General features: G+C 57.1%; 24 protein-coding genes. All 24 read left to right on the forward strand.

What is annotated here, in order from left to right:
- Positions 1–7 precede the first annotated feature (7 nt).
- The 24 genes from AUC61_RS13705 to AUC61_RS13820 all read left to right on the forward strand — a co-directional run bounded on the left by AUC61_RS13705 (position 8) and on the right by AUC61_RS13820 (position 22,799).
- Positions 8–322 (forward strand): Hpt domain-containing protein, encoded by a 315-nt coding sequence (locus AUC61_RS13705; RefSeq protein WP_279291034.1) that lies wholly within the window; start codon positions 8–10, stop codon positions 320–322.
- Positions 323–405: 83 nt separating this feature from the next.
- Positions 406–1,803, forward strand: coding sequence for a flagellar hook-length control protein FliK (locus AUC61_RS13710; protein ID WP_243246805.1), 1,398 nt, complete (start codon positions 406–408; stop codon positions 1,801–1,803).
- Between the two features lie 379 nt (positions 1,804–2,182).
- Entirely contained in the window at positions 2,183–2,686 is a 504-nt protein-coding gene (gene fliL, locus AUC61_RS13715) for a flagellar basal body-associated protein FliL (RefSeq protein ID WP_243246806.1), read from the forward strand.
- 9 nt (positions 2,687–2,695) lie between these two features.
- A complete protein-coding gene (fliM, locus tag AUC61_RS13720) occupies positions 2,696–3,664 on the forward strand; it encodes a flagellar motor switch protein FliM (protein ID WP_243246807.1) in 969 nt (322 codons plus the stop codon).
- Positions 3,665–3,722: 58 nt separating this feature from the next.
- Positions 3,723–4,190: a flagellar motor switch protein FliN gene (gene fliN / locus AUC61_RS13725; RefSeq protein ID WP_243246808.1), complete on the forward strand. Its 468-nt coding sequence runs from the start codon at positions 3,723–3,725 to the stop codon at positions 4,188–4,190.
- Positions 4,191–4,225: 35 nt separating this feature from the next.
- Positions 4,226–4,642, forward strand: coding sequence for a flagellar biosynthetic protein FliO (gene fliO, locus AUC61_RS13730; RefSeq protein WP_279291035.1), 417 nt, complete (start codon positions 4,226–4,228; stop codon positions 4,640–4,642).
- Positions 4,642–5,388, forward strand: coding sequence for a flagellar type III secretion system pore protein FliP (gene fliP, locus AUC61_RS13735; RefSeq protein WP_122665659.1), 747 nt, complete (start codon positions 4,642–4,644; stop codon positions 5,386–5,388). The genes fliO and fliP overlap by 1 nt, the downstream gene beginning before the upstream one ends.
- Positions 5,389–5,413: 25 nt before the next feature.
- Complete coding sequence (gene fliQ / locus AUC61_RS13740; RefSeq protein WP_243246809.1) at positions 5,414–5,683, forward strand: flagellar biosynthesis protein FliQ; 270 nt, start codon at positions 5,414–5,416, stop codon at positions 5,681–5,683.
- A gap of 4 nt (positions 5,684–5,687) precedes the next feature.
- On the forward strand, positions 5,688–6,473 hold the full coding sequence (gene fliR / locus AUC61_RS13745; RefSeq protein WP_243246810.1) for a flagellar biosynthetic protein FliR: 786 nt from the start codon (positions 5,688–5,690) through the stop codon (positions 6,471–6,473).
- Entirely contained in the window at positions 6,474–7,610 is a 1,137-nt protein-coding gene (flhB, locus tag AUC61_RS13750) for a flagellar biosynthesis protein FlhB (RefSeq protein WP_243246811.1), read from the forward strand.
- A 413-nt stretch (positions 7,611–8,023) separates the two neighbouring features.
- Positions 8,024–10,153 carry a flagellar biosynthesis protein FlhA gene (flhA, locus tag AUC61_RS13755; RefSeq protein ID WP_243246812.1) on the forward strand — a complete coding sequence of 710 codons (2,130 nt, stop codon included), beginning with the start codon at positions 8,024–8,026 and terminating at the stop codon, positions 10,151–10,153.
- 11 nt (positions 10,154–10,164) lie between these two features.
- Positions 10,165–11,493, forward strand: coding sequence for a flagellar biosynthesis GTPase FlhF (gene flhF, locus AUC61_RS13760; RefSeq protein WP_243246813.1), 1,329 nt, complete (start codon positions 10,165–10,167; stop codon positions 11,491–11,493).
- 115 nt (positions 11,494–11,608) lie between these two features.
- Complete coding sequence (fleN, locus tag AUC61_RS13765; protein ID WP_087266807.1) at positions 11,609–12,442, forward strand: flagellar synthesis regulator FleN; 834 nt, start codon at positions 11,609–11,611, stop codon at positions 12,440–12,442.
- Positions 12,439–13,179, forward strand: a complete 741-nt coding sequence (gene fliA / locus AUC61_RS13770; RefSeq protein ID WP_027898771.1) for an RNA polymerase sigma factor FliA — start codon at positions 12,439–12,441, stop codon at positions 13,177–13,179. Before fleN ends, fliA begins: the two co-directional genes overlap by 4 nt.
- Positions 13,180–13,470: 291 nt before the next feature.
- Positions 13,471–13,845 (forward strand): chemotaxis response regulator CheY, encoded by a 375-nt coding sequence (locus tag AUC61_RS13775; RefSeq protein WP_176469940.1) that lies wholly within the window; start codon positions 13,471–13,473, stop codon positions 13,843–13,845.
- 19 nt (positions 13,846–13,864) lie between these two features.
- Positions 13,865–14,653 (forward strand): protein phosphatase CheZ, encoded by a 789-nt coding sequence (locus tag AUC61_RS13780; RefSeq protein ID WP_243246814.1) that lies wholly within the window; start codon positions 13,865–13,867, stop codon positions 14,651–14,653.
- Positions 14,654–14,691: 38 nt separating this feature from the next.
- Positions 14,692–16,962: a chemotaxis protein CheA gene (locus AUC61_RS13785; protein ID WP_243246815.1), complete on the forward strand. Its 2,271-nt coding sequence runs from the start codon at positions 14,692–14,694 to the stop codon at positions 16,960–16,962.
- Positions 16,963–17,200: 238 nt separating this feature from the next.
- Complete coding sequence (locus AUC61_RS13790) at positions 17,201–18,379, forward strand: protein-glutamate methylesterase/protein-glutamine glutaminase (RefSeq protein WP_243246816.1); 1,179 nt, start codon at positions 17,201–17,203, stop codon at positions 18,377–18,379.
- Positions 18,379–19,119, forward strand: a complete 741-nt coding sequence (locus AUC61_RS13795; protein ID WP_243246817.1) for a flagellar motor protein — start codon at positions 18,379–18,381, stop codon at positions 19,117–19,119. Before AUC61_RS13790 ends, AUC61_RS13795 begins: the two co-directional genes overlap by 1 nt.
- A gap of 6 nt (positions 19,120–19,125) precedes the next feature.
- Entirely contained in the window at positions 19,126–20,013 is an 888-nt protein-coding gene (motD, locus tag AUC61_RS13800; protein WP_243246818.1) for a flagellar motor protein MotD, read from the forward strand.
- Between the two features lie 44 nt (positions 20,014–20,057).
- Entirely contained in the window at positions 20,058–20,846 is a 789-nt protein-coding gene (locus tag AUC61_RS13805) for a ParA family protein (RefSeq protein WP_122665649.1), read from the forward strand.
- 114 nt (positions 20,847–20,960) lie between these two features.
- Positions 20,961–21,860 carry a CheW domain-containing protein gene (locus AUC61_RS13810; RefSeq protein ID WP_243246819.1) on the forward strand — a complete coding sequence of 300 codons (900 nt, stop codon included), beginning with the start codon at positions 20,961–20,963 and terminating at the stop codon, positions 21,858–21,860.
- Positions 21,861–21,917: 57 nt separating this feature from the next.
- Entirely contained in the window at positions 21,918–22,397 is a 480-nt protein-coding gene (locus AUC61_RS13815; RefSeq protein ID WP_027898780.1) for a chemotaxis protein CheW, read from the forward strand.
- Complete coding sequence (locus AUC61_RS13820; protein ID WP_122665647.1) at positions 22,398–22,799, forward strand: DUF2802 domain-containing protein; 402 nt, start codon at positions 22,398–22,400, stop codon at positions 22,797–22,799.
- The last annotated feature ends 59 nt before the right edge of the window (positions 22,800–22,858 follow it).

The following is a 22,858-nucleotide window of genomic DNA, read 5'->3' on the forward strand; positions in this document are numbered from 1 at the left end:
GGAAGTCATGGAAGACGAGTATCCGACTCTCCTTGATGTGTTTATCAAAGACGCTGAGTACCGTATCTCCCGTTTGCGCCAGCTTATGGGGGCGCAGGCGTTCGACCTTCAGGAGCTGAGCATGATGGCTCACAGCTTCAAAGGCAGTAGCAGCAACATGGGCGCAATCCGCCTTGCCGACTTATGCCGGGAGCTTGAAGAGCGCAGCCGTCGCGACGACAGTGCCGGTCTTGACGAATTGCTGGCTGCACTTGATCACGAATACAGCACGGTGCGCCGGTTATTCGACGCCGAGCGCCAGTTTTTTATCGCGCACCCCTGATTCTGCTTCGTTGTTACTCCAGAGAGTATCTGGCCCATATCTTGCTATGTTCTCTGTAATCAGCTGTTTTTGCGGAGATCGACATGCCCCTCGCCACCAATGCTCTTCTTCAAACCACCCCTGTGGCGGCGTCGAAGACCAGTTCAGCCAATAACACAGTCAAGCCGGCCGACAGTGGCAAGGACGACAACTCCAGCTTCTCTGACGTATACGCCAAGCAGGCTCAGGCTAAATCCGCCGCGGGCAATGATGCCCCGGTCAAGGCCAAACCTGCTGCTGAAAAAGACAAGTCTGTGGCGGACAAGGGTGCTGCGGACAAGGACGACACTGCCGCTTCAGAGTCGACGACGGTTGCCGATAGCGGCAATGCATTGCCTGTCGAGCCGGTTGCCGCTGAAGACGACACTCAGTCGAGTGATGAACAAGTCGATCCGGCTCTCTTGCAGGCGTTGACGCCCGAGCCGGCCGTTGACCCTGCTCTGGATCCGGCCCTTGACCCTGCCTTGCAGGCATTGGCAAGCCAGGCCATCGCTCAGCCTGATGCCGATAAGTCAAAACTGGAAGTCGCGCCAGCCACCCCCGCTCAGGTGGCGCAGGTCACCGGCCCGGCCGAAGCGTCTTTTGACCCGAATGCTGATCCTCTCGACGATATGCCTGCGCTACAGTTTGCCCTTGAGAATGCCGCCGCCAAGGCGCAGCAGGCTCAGCAGTCGCATAATGCCAACGCAGTTGCTCAGCCGGGTAAGGGTGCAAAAACAGATAATGCCGCGGCTGATCCATCGCAGCTCGCCAATAACCTGGCAGCTCTGGATGACCAGCGCACCGTTTCCGATGACCCGAGTACCGAAAGTAGCGACAAGTCTTTTGAGGGTTTGCTCGATAGCGGCCTGAAGGATGTCAAAGACAGCGCGGGCGATACGCGTGTGGACAACTTTGCTGATCGCCTCGCTGCTTTGAGTCAGGCAGCGCAGCAGCCGCGTGCGGCGGCACCAGCAGTGCCGCTGATGAATCAGCCACTGGCGATGCATCAGAGTGGCTGGAGCGAAGGTGTCGTTGAGCGTGTCATGTATCTGTCGAGTCAGAACCTCAAGTCGGCAGATATCCAGTTGGAACCTGCCGAGTTGGGTCGTCTTGATATTCGTATCAACATGGCGCCGGATCAGCAGACTCAAGTGACCTTCATGAGTGCGCATATTGGTGTGCGAGAGGCACTGGAAAGCCAGATGTCGCGTCTGCGTGAGTCCTTTTCCCAGCAAGGCATGGGGCAAGTGGATGTGAACGTGTCTGACCAGTCTCGCAACCAGCAGAACCAGGCTCAGCAGCAAGAGCAGGCAAATAATGCTCGTGGTACTGGCAACGGTGGCTCGGGCGTCAATGGCGTCGATGGTTCGGTTGACGGTGGCGATGCAGATACTGGTGTAGCGATCAGCCAGCCAGCCCAGCGAGTCGTGGGTACCAGCGAGATCGATTACTACGCTTGATGGTTGGGGCTGTCGTTCAGCAAGCGCCTGAAAGCTCTCGTCGAACAAAGCGCAATCTTCCAGATTGAACGCTGTCTTGTAGGAGCTCACCGAGGTTACGAGGCCAGCGATGGCGTAGTGTCAGCCAAGCCGCTATCGCTGGCCTCGTAACTTCGGTGAGCTCCAGTCCAATGTTTGCTCCGCGACAGCGCTGAGTCATGGACATCGGGGTAGCTCCTGCAGCGCAACGAGTGCTGCAGAGTGCTGGAAATACATAAACCCTTGAAATATCCCGTCACTAAAACTCCCTTCCTGCTCATCCTCTCCCAACTCTGGCATAACACTTGCTCTCCCTCTGTCACGCATTAGCGAACCCCCCGAATAGTGACGGATTATTGGCATGGCGAAGAGCGACGAAGTTAAAGAACCTGGCTCGAAAGGCAAACTCAAGCTCATCATCGTTGCGGTAGTGGCTTTATTGCTGGCAGTTGGCCTTTCAGTAGGCGCGACATGGTTCTTCATGCACAGCTCCGAGCCTAAAGTGGATCCGGCAGCTGCTGCTGCGGCGGACCCCAATGCAAAACATCCTGCTGTCTTTGAAGCGATGACCCCGGCGTTCGTGGTCAACTTCAACTCCAATGGTCGTCAGCGCTACATGCAAGTCAGCATCACCATGCTGGCGCGCAATCAGCCCGACCTGGATGCATTGAAAGTACACATGCCAGTCATTCGCAATAATCTGGTGATGCTCTTTGCAGGTATTCCCTTCGACCAGCTAGCCTCACCGATAGGTCAGGAAATGCTGCGTCAGAAAGCGACGGCCAGTGTTCAGGAGGTCGCCCAGAAAGAACTGGGTAAAACCGTGATCGAGCAACTGCTTTTCACTAACTTCGTACTGCAGTAGGAACACGACATGGCCGTGCAAGACCTGCTGTCCCAGGATGAGATCGACGCGCTGTTGCACGGCGTGGACGACGGTCTGGTTGCAACCGAGAATGCTGCTGAGCCCGGCAGCATTAAAAGCTACGACCTGACCAGTCAGGACCGGATCGTGCGGGGTCGGATGCCGACCCTGGAAATGATCAACGAGCGATTCGCCCGTTATACACGTATCAGCATGTTCAACCTGTTGCGTCGTTCCGCTGACGTGGCGGTGGGCGGCGTGCAGGTGATGAAGTTTGGCGAGTACGTGCATTCGTTGTACGTTCCGACCAGTCTCAACCTGGTCAAGCTTAAACCGCTGCGGGGCACCGGGCTGTTTATCCTTGATGCCAAGCTGGTGTTCAAACTGGTGGATAACTTCTTTGGCGGTGACGGTCGTCACGCCAAGATTGAAGGGCGTGAATTCACGCCAACCGAGCTGCGTGTGGTGCGCATGGTGCTCGACCAGGCCTTCATCGATATGAAAGAGGCCTGGCAGGCGATCATGGAAGTGAACTTCGAGTACATCAACTCCGAAGTGAACCCGGCCATGGCCAACATCGTCGGCCCAAGCGAAGCGGTTGTCGTCTCGACTTTCCATATCGAGCTGGACGGTGGTGGCGGCGATCTGCACGTTACCTTGCCTTACTCGATGATCGAGCCTATTCGGGAAATGCTCGATGCGGGCTTTCAGTCCGATCTGGATGACCAGGACGAGCGCTGGATCAACGCACTCAAGCAGGATGTGCTTGATGTCGCGGTGCCTATGAGCGCGACGGTTGTCCGTCGGCAGTTGCTGTTGCGCGACATCCTGCACATGCAGCCGGGTGACATTATCCCGGTTGAGATGCCTGACGAGATGGTGATGCGTGCCAATGGCGTGCCTTCATTCAAGGTCAAGCTGGGATCGCATCAAGGCAATCTGGCGTTGCAGGTCATCGAGCCGATAGAGCGGCGTTGAGTTTTTCTACCGCCGAAAATTTTTGTGCAACTGAATCAATGTTCACCGAGGACAACCGATGGCTGATGAAAACGATATGACGTCTGCTGATGATCAGGCGCTGGCCGATGAGTGGGCTGCAGCACTGGAAGAAACAGGTGATGACGGTCAAAGCGATATCGATGCGTTGCTCGCTGCGGACGCCGGAAACTCGGCAGCTTCCAGCCGTATGGCCATGGAAGAGTTCGGTAGCGTGCCCAAGAGCAATGCTCAGGTAACTCTGGATGGTCCGAACCTCGACGTGATCCTGGATATCCCTGTATCCATTTCCATGGAAGTGGGCAGTACCGATATCAACATCCGCAACCTGCTGCAGCTTAACCAGGGTTCGGTGATCGAGCTGGATCGTCTGGCGGGTGAGCCGCTTGATGTGTTGGTCAATGGCACGTTGATCGCGCATGGCGAGGTGGTGGTGGTCAACGAGAAGTTCGGCATCCGCCTGACTGATGTGATCAGCCCAAGCGAACGTATCAAGAAGCTGCGCTAGTGAAGGTGATAAAAGCGGTCACTGTCTTGCTTGCCATGCCGCTGAGTGCTCTGGCAGCCGAGCCTGCAATGCAGGCTGCGGCTCCTCAGGCAAATGCTGCGTTGTCGTCCGGCATGGGCGGGCAAATCGTGCAGTTGCTGTTCGGGCTGCTATTGGTGGTCGGTCTCATTTTTGCTTTGGCCTGGCTGATGCGCCGGGTTCAGCGCGGCGTACCGGGCAATGCTCAGGTTATTGAATTGGTCGGTTCGCGGGCCATCGGCCCACGCGACCGTCTGATGCTCATTCAGGTGGGTAACGAGCAGATTCTGCTGGGTGTTACACCTGGGCGAATCACACCTTTGCATGTGCTTAGCCAGCCTGTGCAGGTGCCCGAGCGTCAGCCAGTGAATTCCGAGTTTGCACAGCGTTTGATGGACTTGATGGGCAACAAGGTTCAGAAGGATAAGAAGTAATGCTGCGCATTCTGTTGACGCTTGTGCTGGTGCTGGCAGCGCCTTTGGCGTTCGCCGCCGATCCGTTGTCGATCCCGGCGATTACCCTGTCCAACGGTGCGGACGGCCAGCAGGAGTATTCGGTCAGCCTGCAAATTCTTCTGATCATGACGGCGCTGAGCTTCATTCCAGCGTTCGTGATGCTGATGACCAGCTTTACCCGAATCATCATTGTTTTCTCGATTCTGCGTCAGGCCCTTGGTCTCCAGCAGACGCCGTCCAACCAGATCCTGACTGGCATGGCGCTGTTTCTGACCATGTTCATCATGGCGCCGGTGTTTGATCGGGTGAATCAGGACGCTTTGCAGCCGTATCTGGCTGAAACGCTGACGGCGCAGGATGCAGTGGCTCGCGCACAAGTGCCGATCAAGGATTTCATGCTGGCGCAAACCCGTACCAGCGATCTTGAGCTGTTCATGCGCCTGTCCAAGCGCACTGACATTGCCTCTCCGGATCAGGCGCCGCTGACGATTCTGGTCCCGGCTTTTGTTATTTCCGAGCTCAAGACTGCCTTTCAGATCGGTTTCATGATCTTCATTCCGTTCCTGGTCATCGACCTGGTGGTCGCCAGCGTATTGATGGCGATGGGTATGATGATGCTGTCGCCGCTGATCATTTCCTTGCCGTTCAAAATCATGCTGTTTGTGCTGGTGGATGGCTGGGCGTTGATCGTCGGTACCCTCGCGGGCAGTTTTGGTGGTGTATGACCCGTCTTGATCAGGAGTCTGTGCGATGACGCCAGAAGTAGCTGTCGACCTGTTCCGCGAGGCGTTGTGGTTGACCACTGTGCTGGTGGCAATTCTGGTTATTCCCAGCCTGCTGTGTGGTTTGCTGGTCGCAATGTTTCAAGCAGCCACCCAGATCAACGAACAGACGTTGAGCTTTCTGCCGCGTCTCATCGTGATGCTGATCACCTTGATTATCGCCGGTCCGTGGCTGCTCAAGGTGTTCATGGAATACATCATTGGGCTCTATACCAGCATCCCGACTGTGATCGGCTAACCCCATGGAACCGGTTCTGGCCCTGACCAATGGGCAGATTGGCACGTGGGTCGCGAGCTTCATGCTGCCGATGTTCCGTATCACAGCGCTTCTGATGACCATGCCGATCATCGGTACGACGCTGGTCCCAGGCCGTGTCCGTCTTTATTTTGCGCTGGCTATTACGGTGGTTGTGGCTCCGGTTCTGCCGCCCATGCCGGAGGTCAATGCGCTGGACCTCTCAGCCCTTTTGCTGATTGGTGAGCAGATCATCATTGGTGCGGGCCTGGGGCTTTGCCTTCAGTTGTTCTTTCATGCCTTCGTGGTTGCCGGGCAGATCATTTCGACGCAAATGGGTATGGGCTTCGCCTCTATGGTCGACCCTACCAACGGGGTCTCTTCTGCCGTGATCGGCCAGTTCTTTACAATGCTGGTTACGCTGGTGTTCCTTGGCATGAACGGTCATCTGGTGGTGATTGAAACCCTGATCGAGAGTTTCACCACCATGCCGGTGGGGAGCGGTTTGCAGGTGTCCAATTTCTGGGGGCTGGCCAACGGTCTGACCTGGGTCATGAGTGCCGGGCTCAGGCTGGTTCTGCCAGCGATCACTGCGCTGCTGGTGGTCAACATTGCCTTCGGAATCATGACCCGTGCCGCCCCGCAGTTGAATATCTTCTCTATCGGTTTCCCGCTGACGCTGGTTCTGGGCATGGTCATTCTATGGATTACCCTGGGCGATATTCTTAACCAGTACCAGCCATTGGCGGTGCAGGCGTTGCAGACCTTCCGCGATATGGTGAGGGCTCGCTAAATGGCCGAGAACGAGAATGGTCAGGACAAGACAGAAGACCCCACGGACAAAAAGCGCCAGGACTCCCGGAATGACGGCCAGATCGCGCGCTCCAAGGAGCTAAATACCCTGGTTGTGATGCTGGCGGGCGCTATTGGCTTGATTATGGAGGGAGGGAAGGTCGCAGAGGCGATGGCCTACATGATGACGTCGAACTTCACGATTACCCGTGAAGTGCTGATGGATCAGGGTTCCATGGGGCGCATGCTGCTCGCGACCGGCAAGCTTGCTTTGACAGTCATGACGCCATTTTTGTTAGTCATGCTGGCCGCGGCGATCATTGGGCCTATCTCATTGGGCGGTTGGTTGTTCACCACCAAGTCGCTTTTTCCCAAGTTCAGCCGCATGAATCCTTTGTCCGGCCTCAAGCGCATGTTTTCTCCTCATGCGCTGATCGAGCTGGTCAAGTCTTTCGCGAAATTCGTCATTGTGTTGATCGTTGCACTGGTCGTGCTCGACATGGAGAAAGATGCACTGATCTCCATTGCGCACGAGCCGCTGGAAAGGGCGATTATTCACAGCCTGCAGGTGGTGGGCTGGAGTGCTATCTGGATGTCCAGCGGGCTGTTTTTCATTGCTGCAGTGGATGTGCCATTCCAGTTGTGGGACGCACACAAGAAGCTGCTGATGACCAAGCAAGAGGTTCGCGACGAGCATAAAAATGCTGAGGGTAGTCCTGAGGTCAAGCAGCGGATTCGTCAGTTGCGTTTTGAAATGTCACAGCGGCGAATGATGGAAGCGATTCCGCAAGCTGATGTGATAATTACCAACCCGACCCACTTTGCCGTCGCGCTCAAATACGATCCTGAGCAGGGCGGGGCGCCGATGCTGGTCGCCAAGGGTACCGATTTCATAGCGTTGAAAATTCGTGAGATCGGCGCGCATCACCAGATCCTGATCCTTGAGTCGCCAGGCCTGGCGCGCTCGATCTACTACAGTACCGAGCTTGATCAGGAGATCCCGGGTGGTTTGTATCTGGCGGTCGCTCAGGTGCTGGCTTATGTCTATCAGATCCGTCAGTACCATGCAGGTCAGGGCAAGCGCCCGGACCCGCTGGGGGATATCACCATTCCGCCGGATCTGCAGCGGGATGCTTGATTGCTGCTGTGACTGCGCCGGCGTCATCGCGAGCAAGCTCACTCCTACAGGTCTGATTTGACTGTAGGAGTGAGCTTGCTCGCGATGACGTCAGTTCAGGCACGCAAGGCGATCTCCTTTCAAAAAATACTATCCTTCTGATTTGAAATGCGTTTTCTGCAGGCGCGACCATTCCGTCTTCGACGTCATGCTGTCATGCGGCAAGCATCTGACTGTGCAGGCGCGCACGAGCGACGCATGGCTGCGGCTGCTGAACGTCGATCGCCACCACACAACCACGCAGCCTCACACTTTCTTACAGACCCCGCCCTCTATTTCATCACCAATTCAACAGTTGGAAAGCTTCTTGCAATAGGTCATGTCAGGTCGCCATCGGCGTCAAAGTTTTGATTTAGCGTGCAGGTGAATAATCGGTGGATCGCTCTCAGTTAATTAGTAGCGCACGCAGTAATCTGGCAGGCCTGGGTCGCGGCCAGTTGGGCGTTCCGCTGCTGCTGTTGATCATGATGGCAATGATGATGTTGCCCATCCCGCCGTTCCTGCTGGACGTCCTCTTCACCTTCAATATTGCGCTGTCCATCGTGGTTCTGTTGGTCTGCGTCTATGCACTACGTCCACTGGATTTCTCCGTTTTCCCGACCATCCTGCTGGTCGCCACGCTGCTGCGACTGGCGCTCAACGTTGCGTCTACCCGCGTGGTGATGCTTCATGGTCAGGACGGTCATGCCGCTGCCGGTAAGGTGATTCAGGCCTTCGGTGAGGTGGTGATTGGTGGTAACTACGTTGTCGGTATCGTGGTTTTCGCCATTCTGATGATCATCAACTTCGTGGTAATCACCAAAGGTGCCGGGCGTATCTCCGAGGTAAGCGCGCGTTTTACCCTGGACGCGATGCCCGGTAAGCAAATGGCAATCGATGCCGATTTGAACGCCGGCCTGATCGATCAACCTGAAGCCAAGCGACGTCGTCTTGAAGTTGCCCAGGAGGCCGAGTTCTACGGTTCCATGGACGGTGCCAGCAAGTTCGTTCGTGGTGACGCCGTAGCCGGCCTGTTGATCCTGTTTATCAACCTCATTGGCGGCATGCTGGTCGGGATGCTTCAGCACGGTATGACTTTCGCCGACGCTGGCAGGGTTTATACGCTGTTGACTATTGGTGACGGTTTGGTGGCGCAACTGCCGTCACTGCTGCTGTCGACTGCGGCCGCAATCATGGTGACTCGTGCTTCCGGTTCGGAAGAAATGGGCAAGTTGATCAATCGTCAGATGTTCACTTCCTATAAAGCCCTGGCTGTAGCGGGGGCGATAATGGTGGTGATGGGTCTCGTACCGGGAATGCCGCATTTTCCTTTCATTGGTATGGGGCTTATTGCAGGCGGTATCGCTTATCTGCTCTGGAAGAAAGAAAGCCAGGTCAAGGTCATGGCGCTGGAGGAGGTCAAGCGTCAGCAAGAGATGTTGCCATCGCCAACCCGTGCTCAGGACTCAAAAGAGTTGGGTTGGGATGACGTGACGCCTATCGACATGATCGGTCTGGAAGTAGGCTATCGCCTGATTCCGCTGGTGGACCGCAATCAGGGTGGTCAGCTCCTGGCGCGAATCAAAGGCGTGCGTAAGAAGCTTTCCCAGGAGTTGGGCTTCCTGATGCCGACCGTCCATATTCGCGACAACCTGGACCTGGCGCCAAGTGCCTATCGTTTGACGCTAATGGGCGTCACGTTGGCAGAAGCAGAGATTTATCCGGACCGCGAACTGGCGATTAACCCTGGCCAGGTCTTCGGATCGCTCAATGGTATTACCGCCAAGGACCCGGCGTTTGGCCTGGAAGCCGTCTGGATCGAAATCAGTCAGCGCAGTCAGGCTCAGTCACTGGGCTACACCGTTGTTGACGCCAGTACGGTGGTCGCGACCCACCTTAACCAGATTCTCTACAAGCACTCGCACGAGCTGATTGGCCATGAAGAAGTACAGCAGTTGATGCAATTGCTGGCTAAAGGCTCGCCTAAGCTGGCTGAGGAGCTGGTACCGGGCATCCTTTCGTTGTCGGCGTTGCTCAAGGTATTGCAGGCGCTGCTGTCTGAACAGGTACCGGTTCGGGATATCCGGACGATTGCCGAGGCTATCGCCAACAACGCTCAACGGAGTCAAGATACCGCCGCATTGGTGGCTGCTGTCCGAGTCGGATTGAGCCGCGCAATCGTGCAAAGCATTGTAGGCATTGAGCCGGAGCTACCAGTTATCACGCTGGAGCCAAGGTTGGAACAGATATTGCTCAATAGTCTGCAGAAGGCTGGTCAGGGTCAGGAAGAAGGCGTTCTTCTTGAGCCGAGCATGGCAGAGAAGCTTCAGCGTTCGCTGATCGATGCCGCCCAGCGTCAGGAGATGCAAGGCTTGCCAGTGATTCTGCTGGTAGCCGGCCCGGTTCGGGCGATGCTGTCGCGGTTTGGACGGCTGGCTGTACCGAATATGCACGTGTTGGCGTATCAGGAAATTCCTGACAACAAGCAAGTAACCATCGTAGCGACTGTCGGGCCTAACGGCTGAGGTAGTGAGTCATGCAAGTTAAGCGATTTTTCGCCGCCGATATGCGTCAAGCCATGAAACTGGTTCGTGATGAGCTGGGCGCTGAAGCGGCCATCATCGGCAACCGGCGAATTGCCGGTGGCGTCGAGCTGACTGCTGCCCTGGATTACAAGCTGTCCGCGCTGGCGCCACGCGTCCCGAATATCGAGCTTGAGGACGAGTTGCGCAAAACCCAGTCGCGCATCGTCTCGGCTCAGGCAGAACTGAACAATCGTGGTGACAGCGACGGCGCGACCAATCGCCAGTTGTTTGCCGGTTTGCCATTGAGCGCCGCTGACACTCACATCGAGCCGACTCTGGAAGAGCCGCCGCGTCCCTTTGTGCAGCCACAGGCCGCACCGGCTGCGCCAGCAGGTAATCAGCGCGGTTACGACTCGATGCGTTTTGAATTGAACGGCCTGCGCGAGCTGCTGGAAGTCCAGCTTGGCTCCCTGGCATGGAATCAGTTGCAAGGCAGCCGTCCGGCACAGGCGAACCTCTGGCGCCGTCTGCAACGTGTCGGCTTGTCTGGCCCGCTGTCACGCGACCTGCTGGAAATGATCCCTGATATCGACGAGCCGCGTCAGGCCTGGCGTATGCTCCTGGCGCACCTGGCGCGCATGATTGAAGTGCCTGACGTGGAGCCGCTGGAAGAGGGTGGTGTGATCGCCATGGTCGGCCCTGCCGGCATGGGCAAGACCACGACGCTCGCCAAGCTGGCCGCGCGCTACGTACTCAAGTACGGCGCACAGAATATCGCTTTGGTCAGCATGGACAGTTTCCGTATTGGTGCTCAGGAGCAACTCAAGACATTGGGTCGCATCCTCAATGTGCCGGTGACTCATGTCGATCCTGGCCAGTCACTGGCGCAGGCGCTTGATCCGCTGCTGCGCAAGCGTGTCGTGTTGATCGATACCGCCGGCCTGCAAGCCAGTGATCCGGCGTTGCGCATGCAGCTGGAAAGTCTGGCAGGGCGCGGCATCAAGTCTCGTAATTATCTGGTACTGGCAACCACCAGCCAGAAACAGGTGCTCACTGCGGCCTATCACAGCTACAAGCGCTGTGGTCTGGCGGGATGCATCCTGACCAAGCTGGACGAAACTGCCAGCCTGGGTGAAGTGCTCAGCCTTGCGATCAGTCATGAGCTGCCAGTGGCCTATCTGACTGATGGCCCACGAATTCCTGATGATCTTCACCTGCCTCGCAGGCACCAACTGGTGTCGCGTGCGGTCAATGTGCAGATGCAAGAAGAGCCAAGCGAAGAGGCCATGGCGGACATGTTCGCCGACCTTTACCACAACCCCAACAAACGGGTCGGTTAAGTGAAGCGAACTATTGGACGTTACCTGCATCGATGGTCTGCCCGGCATGGCTCTTCACTGAGCGTGTCGCCCGCAATCTGGCTACGGTCTACGCAAGACAAGGTAAAGAAATAACATGGGCAGCATGCATCCCGTACAGGTGATCGCGGTGACCGGCGGCAAGGGTGGCGTCGGTAAGACTAACGTGTCAGTGAATCTTTCGCTGGCCTTGGCCGAGCTCGGCCGGCGCGTCATGCTGCTGGACGCCGACCTTGGCCTGGCGAATGTCGATGTCCTTCTTGGCCTGACGCCTAAACGCACCCTTGCTGATGTGATCGAGGGCCGTTGTGAGCTTCGCGACGTCTTGTTGCAAGGTCCGGGCGGGATTCGAATCGTGCCTGCCGCTTCCGGCACCCAGAGCATGGTTCATCTGAGCCCGGCGCAACATGCCGGTCTGATCCAGGCGTTCAGCGACATTGGCGATAATCTGGATGTGCTGGTGATTGACACTGCAGCCGGGATTGGCGAGTCAGTGGTCAGCTTCGTTCGCGCTGCTCAGGAAGTGTTGCTGGTGGTCTGTGACGAGCCTACTTCGATCACCGACGCCTACGCGCTGATCAAGCTGCTCAATCGCGACTACGGCATGAACCGTTTCCGGGTTCTGGCCAACATGGCCCAGAGTCCGCAGGAAGGTCGCAACCTGTTTGCCAAGCTGACCAAGGTGACCGACCGTTTTCTTGACGTTGCCCTGCAATATGTTGGCGCCGTGCCTTACGACGAATGTGTTCGCAAGGCCGTCCAGAAGCAACGTGCCGTATACGAAGCTTTTCCACGCTCTAAATGCTCCCTGGCGTTCAAGGCTATTGCGCAGAAGGTCGATACCTGGCCACTGCCTGCCAACCCTCGCGGGCATCTTGAGTTCTTCGTCGAGCGACTGGTTTACCAGACAAGCGCAGGGCCTGTTCAATGACCGCGAGCGGCTACCAGATGTACAGCAAAGCGTCCAGAAACTCGCAATATGAGTTGATCGAGCGGTATGCTCCGCTGGTCAAGCGCATTGCGTACCACTTGCTGGCGCGTCTGCCAGCCAGTGTTCAGGTCGAAGACCTGATTCAGGCGGGCATGATCGGCTTGCTGGAAGTGTCCACCAAGTACGATTGCACCAAGGGCGCGAGTTTCGAGACTTACGCCGGGATTCGTATTCGCGGTGCGATGCTCGACGAAGTGCGTAAAGGGGACTGGGCGCCACGCTCTGTTCACCGCAATACACGCATGGTCAGTGACGCAATTCGCTCAATTGAAGCTAAAACAGGTCGCGACGCTAAAGATCACGAAGTTGCGGCCGAACTCCAATTGAGTCTCGATGATTATTACGGGATTTTGAACGATACCTTGGGCAGTCGCCTCTTCAGTTTTGACGACCTGTTGCAGGACGGCGAACATGAAGGGCTGCATGAGGATGGCGCAAGCGGTTCGCTTGAGCCGTCGCGCGACCTGGAGGATGAACGCTTCCAGGCTGCGTTGGCAGATGCAATTGCCAACTTGCCGGAGCGTGAACGTCTGGTCTTGGCGCTGTACTATGACGAGGAACTGAACCTCAAGGAAATCGGTGAGGTCCTGGGGGTCAGTGAATCGCGAGTCAGCCAGTTACACAGCCAGTGCGCCGCTCGTTTGCGGGGGCGTTTGGGAGAGTGGCGAGCGCGTTGACAGGCGGTATGCGTCCTTGGTGATGGCGTGTCGCGTGTGAGCAGGCTGTGCAAAGCGTTACGTGGGACAGTGGACAAGGCTGGAGCCGTACAGGTATTTCGCTCCACGGACTGTAAAAGCAATAGCTTTAATGCAGCCCGTGGATTTGCTGTGCGGTTTCCATAGTTGTTGATATACCAAGCCCGTCGTCGTTTTCGTACAGCCGATGTGAGCTGTGCCTGTATTGATTGAACAGCGCGTTCAGGTGCTGAACGCGTCAAAGACTGCTTGGAGGTCGAATTGGACAAGAACATGAAAATCCTCATCGTTGATGACTTCTCAACGATGCGGCGGATCATTAAAAACCTGCTACGTGATCTGGGCTTCACCAACACGTCCGAAGCCGATGACGGGCTTACCGCGTTGCCGATGCTGGAAAGCGGTTCTTTTGACTTTCTGGTAACGGACTGGAACATGCCTGGCATGACCGGTATCGACCTGCTGCGTAAAGTGCGTGCCGATGAGCGCCTCAAGCACCTGCCGGTGTTGATGGTGACCGCAGAAGCCAAGCGCGACCAGATCATTGAAGCGGCTCAGGCCGGCGTCAATGGTTATGTCGTCAAGCCATTCACGGCTCAGGCGCTGAAAGAAAAGATCGACAAGATCTTCGAGCGCGTCAATAGCTGATGTATGCCGCGAGGGCTCTATGGAGAACAACGAAACGTCAATGGGCGAGTTTGAAGCGACCCTGAAGAAACACGCTAGCGAGCTGGTGACGAGCCTTGAAAAAGGCCGTTTCGGCGACGCGGTGCAATTGATCCACGAGCTTAACCAGGCTCGGGATCGCGGTCTCTATCAAGAGATCGGCAAGCTGACTCGCGAGCTGCATAGTGCGATCGTCAATTTTCAAATTGACCCGAACATGCCGCAAGCCGAAGAAGTGTCCCAGATCACGGATGCCACCGAACGCCTGTCGTATGTTGTCAGGCTTACGGAAAACGCAGCTAACCGCACCATGGATCTGGTCGAGGAAAGCACTCCACTGATCCACAGTCTGAACGATGAGGCCAAGGCCTTGAGTGCTGACTGGGGGCGCTTCATGCGCCGTGAAGTCGGCGCAGAAGAGTTTCGTGAGCTGGCGCGGCGTGTCGATGGTTTCTTGACGCGCAGCGAACAGGATACCCAGAAGGTTTCCTCCCACCTCAACGATATTCTGCTGGCTCAGGACTTCCAGGACCTTACCGGTCAAGTGATCAAGCGCGTCACGCAATTGGTCACTGAAGTGGAGAGCAATCTGCTCAAACTGGTGCTCATGGCCAGTCATGTCGACCGCTTTGCGGGCATCGAACATGACGACGAATCCATCCGCGCAGAAAAAGATCCACAAAAACATCTCAAACAGGGTGAAGGTCCGCAGATTCATGCCGATAAACGGGAAGACGTTGTGTCCGGACAGGACGATGTAGACGATCTGCTATCGAGCCTGGGCTTCTAAGTCTGGTCTGTTGACGGTTAATTTTAGGGAGCACCCCAATGAGCTTCGGCGCCGATGAAGAGATCCTTCAGGATTTTCTGGTAGAGGCCGGCGAAATTCTGGAGCAGTTGTCTGAACAATTGGTCGAGCTGGAAAGCCGACCGGATGACGCAGATCTGCTCAATGCAATTTTTCGCGGTTTTCACACTGTAAAAGGGGGCGCCGGCTTCCTCCAGCTCCATGAGCTGGTGGAGTGCTGCCACATCGCCGAGAACGTCTTCGACATCCTGCGTAAGGGTGAGCGTCGGGTTGATTCGGAATTGATGGACGTGGTCCTGGAAGCGCTGGATGCGGTCAACGCGATGTTCAGCCAGGTGCGCGAACGTAGCGAAGTGACTCCGGCTACACCGGAATTGCTCGCGGCATTGGCGCGGCTGGCTGAGCCAGCATCGGCTGACGAAGCTCCTGCGGCAGAAGCCGTGGAAGAAGTAGAAGAGGCACCTGTTGAAGCTGCCGCTGAAGCCGCTTCAGACGAGATCACTGATACCGAATTCGAGCACTTGCTTGATCAGCTCAATTCCGCGAAAGAGCAGCCAGCGGCTGCTGCCGCGCCGTCCACTGGCGTAGCGGCATCCGATGAGATCACCGATTCGGAATTCGAATCGCTGCTCGATCAGTTACACGGCAAAGGCCAGTTTGCTGCAGACAGTGCAGCGCCTGCTGCCGTCGCTCCAGTTGCCGCACCCGCTGGCAAAGCGGAAAGCGGCGACATCACCGACGATGAATTTGAAGCATTGCTCGATCAGTTGCATGGCAAGGGTTCGTTCGATCCTTCCGCCGCAGCGGCTCCTGCTCCTGCTGCGGCGGCACCTGCTGCCAGCGCACCGGCGGGGAAGGGCGATGAAATCACCGACAACGAATTTGAAGCGCTGCTCGACGAGCTGCACGGCAAAGGCAAGTTCGAGCCTGACGTAGCGGCGGTTGCTGCACCTGCTGCGGCCGTGTCGGCGCCTGCCAAGCCCGCAGCACCGGCGGCCAAGCCTGCTCCGGCTGCAGCGGCCAAACCGGCAGCCGCGCCAGCGCCCGCCAAGGCTGCTGCACCTGCTCCTGCGCCAGCCAAGCCCGCTGCGCCACCGGCCGAGAAGCCGGTCGCCTCGGAAGCGGAAACCACCGTACGGGTTGATACCGCGCGCCTGGACGAGATCATGAACATGGTCGGCGAACTGGTGCTGGTGCGTAACCGTCTGGTACGCCTGGGTCTCAACAGTGGCGATGAAGCCATGTCCAAGGCCGTTTCCAACCTTGATGTGGTGACAGCTGACTTGCAGACCGCGGTGATGAAGACCCGGATGCAGCCGATCAAGAAAGTGTTCGGTCGCTTCCCACGATTGGTACGTGACCTGGCTCGCCAGCTCAAGAAAGAGATCAACCTGGAACTGGTCGGTGAAGAGACCGATCTGGACAAGAACCTCGTAGAGGCGCTTGCCGATCCACTGGTCCACTTGGTGCGTAACGCGGTCGACCACGGTGTAGAAACCCCGGAAGAGCGTGAGGCATCAGGCAAGCCGCGTGGCGGACGGGTCATTCTCTCTGCCGAGCAGGAAGGCGACCACATCCTGTTGTCGATCTCTGACGACGGCAAGGGCATGGACCCGAATGTCTTGCGCGCCATTGCGGTCAAGCGTGGCGTGATGGACAAGGACGCTGCTGATCGCCTGAGCGACACCGACTGCTACAACCTGATTTTTGCGCCAGGTTTCTCGACCAAAACCGAGATCTCCGACGTGTCGGGCCGTGGTGTGGGCATGGACGTGGTGAAAACCAAGATTGCCCAGCTCAACGGTACGATCAACATTTACTCGACCAAGGGTCAGGGCTCGAAGATCGTCATCAAGGTGCCGTTGACCCTGGCAATCATGCCGACCCTGATGGTGATGCTGGGCAATCAGGCCTTCGCATTCCCGCTGGTCAACGTCAACGAGATCTTCCACCTGGACCTGTCGACTACCAACGTTGTTGATGGTCAGGAAGTGGTAATCGTCCGTGACAAGGCACTGCCGCTGTTCTACCTCAAGCGCTGGCTGGTCAGCTCGGCCGTCCACGAAGAGCAGCATGAAGGGCATGTGGTGATTCTTTCGGTGGGCACCCAGCGTATCGGCTTCGTGGTCGATCAGTTGGTGGGCCAGGAAGAGGTGGTCATCAAGCCGCTGGGTAAAATGTTGCAGGGGACACCTGGCATGTCTGGCGCCACCATCACCGGTGACGGTCGCATTGCCTTGATTCTCGATGTGCCGAGTATGCTCAAGCGGTACGCCGCACGGCGTATTTGATTCTGGTGTCACGGGCAGACAACTGTCCGTGACGCCTGGTCAGGCGGTGTCGAAAACGCTGCGAATGGATGCGAGGCAATAACAATGACGAGTCGCAGACGCAGTTGGCAAAAGAGTGTGTGCGTCCCGTGACCTTTTGAGGCCTGCTTCGATCGGTTTTTCTGTCGTTGGGTGAAGCTTGCTTCAACGGCGCGTCGCATAGCGCAGCAGTTTCCGTGCAGCCTGTAATGGAGTGTTTATGGTAGTCAAGGTATTGGTGGTGGATGACTCCGGTTTCTTCCGCCGCCGCGTCACGGAAATTCTTTCTTCAGACCCAAACATCAAGGTTGTCGGTACCGCGAGCAACGGCAAGGAAGCGATTGATCTGGTGCTGTCGCTCAAACCTGACGTGATTACCATGGACTACGAAATGCCCATGATGGACGGCATCACTGCTGTTCGCCAAATCATGCAGCGCAGTCCAACCCCGGTGCTGATGTTCTCCTCGCTGACCCACGAAGGTGCCCGCGTTACGCTGGATGCCCTGGACGCCGGTGCGGTGGATTTCCTGCCCAAGAATTTTGAAGACATTTCGCGTAACCCGCAGAAGGTCAAGCAACTGCTGTGCGAAAAGGTCCACAGCATCTCGCGCAGTAATCGCCGTGGCTTGAGTGGTTCGGCTCCGGTGGCAGCGCCTGCAGTCGCCCCGGTTTCATCTCCAGCTCATTCCCCGACTCATACATCAACCGCTGCCCCTGCCACCGGCAGAACGGCCAGCCCGGCTCCAGCGCGCCCGATAACTCCGCGTGCGGCACCTGCGCCCGCTCCGGCGGCAAGCGGTTCGCACCCGCCGTTGTCAGGTATACCCAAGCGCAAGGCTTACAAGCTGGTCGCTATCGGCACCTCGACGGGCGGCCCGGTAGCCTTGCAGCGGGTGCTGACTCAGCTGCCTGCCAATTTTCCTGCGCCTATCGTACTGATTCAGCACATGCCCGCAGCATTCACCAAGGCCTTCGCCGAGCGTTTGGACAAGCTGTGCAAGATCAGCGTCAAGGAAGCGGAGGATGGCGACATCCTGCGTCCAGGCCTCGCGCTGTTGGCCCCGGGTGGCAAGCAGATGATGATCGATGGTCGCGGTGCGGTGAAAATCCTGCCAGGCGATGAGCGTCTGAATTACAAGCCTTGCGTAGATATCACCTTTGGTTCGGCGGCCAAATCGTATGGCGACAAGGTGCTGGCGGTCGTGCTTACCGGCATGGGCGCGGATGGTCGTGAGGGCGCGCGTTTACTCAAGCAAGGTGGCAGTCACGTCTGGGCTCAGGATGAAGCAAGCTGCGTGATCTATGGCATGCCAATGGCGATTGTCAAAGCTGACCTGGCGGACGCGATCTACAGTCTGGACGATATCGGCCGGCACTTGGTGGAGGCGTGTGTCTGATGGATGTTTTGAGTCTGATCGGTCTCATCCTCGCGTTCATTGCAATTGTCGGCGGTAACTATCTGGAAGGTGGACATCTGTCCGCCTTGCTCAATGGTCCTGCGGCATTGATCGTCATTGGCGGTACCCTGGCAGCATCAATGCTGCAGTCGCCCATGAGCGCTTTCAAACGGGCTATTCAAATTGGTATCTGGATTCTGTTTCCGCCGCGCATTGATCTGGCGGGCGGCATCGACCGGGTGGTCAACTGGAGCATGACCGCACGCAAGGAAGGTTTGCTGGGGCTTGAGTCGGTTGCCGACGCCGAGCCTGATACCTACGCTCGCAAAGGCTTGCAACTGCTGGTGGATGGGGCTGAGCCACAAGCGATTCGCAGCATCCTGGAAGTCGATTTTCTGACCCAGGAGCACCGTGATGTCCAGGCCGCCAAAGTATTCGAAAGCATGGGCGGCTATGCGCCGACCATCGGCATCATCGGTGCGGTGATGGGCCTTATTCACGTCATGGGTAATCTGGCCGATCCGAGTCAGTTGGGCAGCGGTATTGCCGTGGCGTTCGTAGCCACTATTTATGGCGTGGCTTCGGCCAACCTGATTCTGTTGCCGGTTGCCAACAAGCTCAAGGGCATTGCCTTGCGTCAGTCGCGTTATCGGGAAATGCTCCTCGAAGGTCTGCTGTCCATTGCCGAGGGTGAGAACCCGCGCTCCATTGAACTCAAGCTGCAAGGCTTCATGGAGTAATACGCCATGGCTCGACGTCGTCGACCCGAAGAGCACGAAAATCACGAGCGCTGGCTGGTGTCTTACGCGGACTTCATCACGCTGCTGTTTGCCTTTTTTGTCGTGATGTATTCGATTTCGTCTATCAACGAAGGCAAGTACAAGATCCTTTCCGAGGCCTTGGTCGGTGTATTCAACGACTCCGAGCGCAGCATGAAGCCGATCCCCATCGGTGAGCAGCGCCCACTGTCGGTCAAACCGGCCGAGCCCCTGGTCAGGGACAGCGAGCAAGTCGACGCGGGCATCGGCCAGAACACCACTGATCCGCTCAAGGAAATTGCCGACGATGTACGTGCGGGCTTCGGCGACCTGATCAAATCCAATCAGATGACGGTGCGCGGCAACGAGCTGTGGATTGAAATCGAACTCAGCTCAGGCCTGCTGTTCGGTAGCGGTGACGCCATTCCGAGCGACAAGGCGTTCACGATCATTGAAAAAGTCGCGAAGATCATCAAGCCATTCGACAACCCGATTCACGTCGAAGGTTTTACCGATGACCAGCCGATCAGCACCTCGCAGTTCCCGACCAACTGGGAACTCTCTTCGGCGCGCTCGTCGAGCATCGTACGGATGCTCGCGATGGAAGGGCTTAACCCCGCCCGCATGGCCTCGGTAGGGTATGGCGAATTCCAGCCAGTGGCTTCCAATGCGACGGCCGAAGGGCGTGGTCGCAACCGTCGGGTGGTGCTGGTGATCTCCCGTAATCTGGACGTGCGCCGTAGCCTGACCGCTTCAGGCTCGGCCAATGCGCAACCGGATGCTGCCTTGCGCCGTGCTGGCACACAAACTGCACCTGCGCCTGTCAACCCGGCGGTTCGCAGCAATACCGTCAATTCTTCGTCACCCGTACGATAGTCGTTTCTCGGTATGGCCACGCCATTACGGGAGGAAGAGCACACATGAGAGTCTGGGCAGTAGCCAATCAAAAAGGTGGCGTGGGTAAAACCACTTCGACCATCGCGTTAGCGGGGCTGTTGGCCGATGCGGGCAAGCGCGTGGTTGTGGTCGATCTCGACCCCCATGGCTCGATGACCAGCTACTTCGGTCACGACCCTGACCTGCTTGAACACAGCGTCTTTGACCTGTTCCTGAACAAAGGCAATATCCCCGATGGCTTGCCCGGCCAGTTGTTATTGCCGACCAGCGATCAGCGCATTTCCCTGCTGCCTTCGAGCACTGCACTGGCCACGCTTGAGCGCCAGTCACCCGGCCAGAGTGGCCTTGGGCTGGTAATCGCCAAAAGCCTGGCGCAGCTCTGGCAGGATTTCGACTACGCTTTGATCGATAGCCCACCCTTGTTGGGTGTCTTGATGGTCAATGCATTGGCGGCGAGTCAGCAGTTGGTGATCCCGGTGCAGACTGAGTTCCTTGCCGTCAAAGGTCTTGAGCGCATGGTCAACACCCTGGCGATGATCAACCGTTCACGTAAAGTCCCGTTGCCCTACACCATCGTGCCCACCTTGTTTGACCGGCGCACACAGGCGTCCATGGGGACCCTTAAATTGTTGCGTGACAGCTTTCCCGAGCATGTCTGGAAAGCTTATGTGCCCGTGGACACCCGTTTGCGCGATGCGAGCCGCAAGGGTGTCACGCCTTCTCAGTTCGACAACAAAAGCCGTGCGGTGCTGGCCTATCGGGCTTTGCTCAAGCATTTGTTGTCCGAGCAGCTCGTGGCGCAGGTGGCTTGAGATGAGCACGCAGTCTTTATTTTCGACAGGCACGCAGAACCATTCAAGTCGGGGCTTACATTGGCCGATAACTCATTCAAGCGGTAATCGCGTCAATCATTGTGTGGCACCTGTATGAACCTGAATCGGCCTGTAGAGATAGCAACACGACCGCAGTTGGCACTGCAGTCTTATCTGGATGCGCTGCTTCAGGACGCCACTGAAGATCTGCCCGAAGTATTGCCGGACGAGCCGAAGCTCGCAGAAGATGATTTTGAAGCAGCGGTGCGTGAAGAGCAGGAGCATGACAAGCGCATGCAGGCTCTGGCGACACCGATTGCTGTGGCCGTTGCTGCGCCTGCGCCTGTTGCCGTACCCGTTGCAGTTGCTGCACCGGTGGAGGTCCCGGTCGCCGCCCCCGTGGTGGCGCGGGTTGAAGTTGAAGTCGTGCCGGAAGTTGCAAAGGTGGTTTCGGTACCGACAGCAGAATTGATCGAGCCGGTTGCCGATGTTCATCTGGCAACCGCCCAGCGCACACCCACGCCGCCGCCTACCAGCGACGGTCGGCCTGCCTGGGCAGAGGAGCCGTTCGAATGCCTGTTGTTTGATGTGGCCGGTTTGACGTTGGCCGTGCCGCTGGTGTGTCTGGGGTCGATTTATCCCCTGGCCGGACATGATTTGACGCCGCTGTTTGGTCAGCCGGAATGGTTCCTCGGAATCCTGCCGAGCCAGAGTGGCAACCTGAAAGTCCTGGATACCGCGCGCTGGATCATGCCGGACCGGTACCGCGACGACTTTCGTCAGGGCTTGCAGTATGTAATTTCGGTTCAGGGTTATGAATGGGGGTTGGCGGTGCATCAGGTCAGCCGCTCATTGCGTCTTGACCCGAGCGAGATCAAATGGCGTACCCAGCGAGGGCAACGTCCCTGGTTGGCGGGCACAGTGATAGAGCACATGTGCGCCTTGCTGGATGTTTCAGAGTTGGCCGAGTTGATAGCCAGTGGCGCGGTCAAGCAGATGCACAAAACCAAATAATCAAGAGGGGGCGTAGAGCACGTCTCCTGCACAGCACACACGCGAGGGGTTGGGGTTATGAAGAAGTCGTCCGCACAAGGTTCCGAAGATCCTATTCTGCAGTGGGTTACCTTCCGCCTGGATAATGAGTCTTACGGCATCAACGTGATGCAGGTCCAGGAAGTGCTGCGCTATACCGAGATCGCGCCAGTACCGGGTGCTCCAAGCTATGTGCTGGGTATCATTAACCTGCGCGGTAACGTCGTGACCGTGATCGACACGCGTCAGCGTTTTGGTCTGGACCCGGTTGAAGTCAGCGACAACACGCGTATCGTGATCATCGAAGCTGACAAGCAAGTGGTCGGGATTCTGGTCGACAGCGTTGCTGAAGTGGTTTATCTGCGTCAGTCTGAGGTGGAAACCGCACCTAACGTGGGTAACGACGAGTCCGCCAAGTTCATTCAGGGCGTGTGCAACAAGAACGGTGAGTTGTTGATCCTTGTTGAACTGGACAAGATGATGTCTGAAGAAGAGTGGTCCGAGCTGGAGAACATCTGATTGATTCTTGAGGTAGCTGTCATTTTCCTGGGGGTTCTCTGGGTAGTGACCCTGGGTTTGTTCATCACGTACACGAAGCGCCAGCGCCAGCTCGACCTGAAGAGGGAAGAGCTGGACGCTTTGCGTGATCAGCGCTTTCGGGAGCTGGCCAGGCGTGTGGATCATTTCCAGAGCGGTACCGTCAAGATGGGTGAGGCTTTGCACGAGTTGCGGGCAACTGTCGGGCCTTTGCCTGACAAACTCACTGCGTTGGAACAGCGCGATCCGTCGACGTTGTCTTTTGCTCAGGCAGCGCGCCTGGTCGGCATGGGCGCCAGTGTCGACGAACTCACCCAGGCCTGTGGTTTGACTCAGGCAGAGGCTCAGTTGATGAGCAAGTTGCATAGTCATAATCAGGGGTGATATCGGACGCTCCTCCATCTTGTGGGGGCATATCCGTTTCTGTGGTGATGGCGGATATT

Source organism: Pseudomonas maioricensis (assembly GCF_022790535.1).
Classification (GTDB): Bacteria; Pseudomonadota; Gammaproteobacteria; order Pseudomonadales; family Pseudomonadaceae; genus Aquipseudomonas; species Aquipseudomonas maioricensis.

Excerpts from the sequence above, each read along its gene's own strand:
- AUC61_RS13705 (WP_279291034.1), top strand. The coding sequence starts at position 8 with ATGGAAGACGAGTATCCGACTCTCCTTGATGTGTTTATCAAAGACGCT.
- AUC61_RS13710 (WP_243246805.1), top strand. The coding sequence starts at position 406 with ATGCCCCTCGCCACCAATGCTCTTCTTCAAACCACCCCTGTGGCGGCG.
- fliL (WP_243246806.1), top strand. The coding sequence starts at position 2,183 with ATGGCGAAGAGCGACGAAGTTAAAGAACCTGGCTCGAAAGGCAAACTC.
- fliM (WP_243246807.1), top strand. The coding sequence starts at position 2,696 with ATGGCCGTGCAAGACCTGCTGTCCCAGGATGAGATCGACGCGCTGTTG.
- fliN (WP_243246808.1), top strand. The coding sequence starts at position 3,723 with ATGGCTGATGAAAACGATATGACGTCTGCTGATGATCAGGCGCTGGCC.
- fliO (WP_279291035.1), top strand. The coding sequence starts at position 4,226 with ATGCCGCTGAGTGCTCTGGCAGCCGAGCCTGCAATGCAGGCTGCGGCT.
- fliP (WP_122665659.1), top strand. The coding sequence starts at position 4,642 with ATGCTGCGCATTCTGTTGACGCTTGTGCTGGTGCTGGCAGCGCCTTTG.
- fliQ (WP_243246809.1), top strand. The coding sequence starts at position 5,414 with ATGACGCCAGAAGTAGCTGTCGACCTGTTCCGCGAGGCGTTGTGGTTG.
- fliR (WP_243246810.1), top strand. The coding sequence starts at position 5,688 with ATGGAACCGGTTCTGGCCCTGACCAATGGGCAGATTGGCACGTGGGTC.
- flhB (WP_243246811.1), top strand. The coding sequence starts at position 6,474 with ATGGCCGAGAACGAGAATGGTCAGGACAAGACAGAAGACCCCACGGAC.
- flhF (WP_243246813.1), top strand. The coding sequence starts at position 10,165 with ATGCAAGTTAAGCGATTTTTCGCCGCCGATATGCGTCAAGCCATGAAA.
- fleN (WP_087266807.1), top strand. The coding sequence starts at position 11,609 with ATGGGCAGCATGCATCCCGTACAGGTGATCGCGGTGACCGGCGGCAAG.
- fliA (WP_027898771.1), top strand. The coding sequence starts at position 12,439 with ATGACCGCGAGCGGCTACCAGATGTACAGCAAAGCGTCCAGAAACTCG.
- AUC61_RS13775 (WP_176469940.1), top strand. The coding sequence starts at position 13,471 with ATGAAAATCCTCATCGTTGATGACTTCTCAACGATGCGGCGGATCATT.
- AUC61_RS13780 (WP_243246814.1), top strand. The coding sequence starts at position 13,865 with ATGGAGAACAACGAAACGTCAATGGGCGAGTTTGAAGCGACCCTGAAG.
- AUC61_RS13785 (WP_243246815.1), top strand. The coding sequence starts at position 14,692 with ATGAGCTTCGGCGCCGATGAAGAGATCCTTCAGGATTTTCTGGTAGAG.
- AUC61_RS13790 (WP_243246816.1), top strand. The coding sequence starts at position 17,201 with ATGGTAGTCAAGGTATTGGTGGTGGATGACTCCGGTTTCTTCCGCCGC.
- AUC61_RS13795 (WP_243246817.1), top strand. The coding sequence starts at position 18,379 with ATGGATGTTTTGAGTCTGATCGGTCTCATCCTCGCGTTCATTGCAATT.
- motD (WP_243246818.1), top strand. The coding sequence starts at position 19,126 with ATGGCTCGACGTCGTCGACCCGAAGAGCACGAAAATCACGAGCGCTGG.
- AUC61_RS13805 (WP_122665649.1), top strand. The coding sequence starts at position 20,058 with ATGAGAGTCTGGGCAGTAGCCAATCAAAAAGGTGGCGTGGGTAAAACC.
- AUC61_RS13810 (WP_243246819.1), top strand. The coding sequence starts at position 20,961 with ATGAACCTGAATCGGCCTGTAGAGATAGCAACACGACCGCAGTTGGCA.
- AUC61_RS13815 (WP_027898780.1), top strand. The coding sequence starts at position 21,918 with ATGAAGAAGTCGTCCGCACAAGGTTCCGAAGATCCTATTCTGCAGTGG.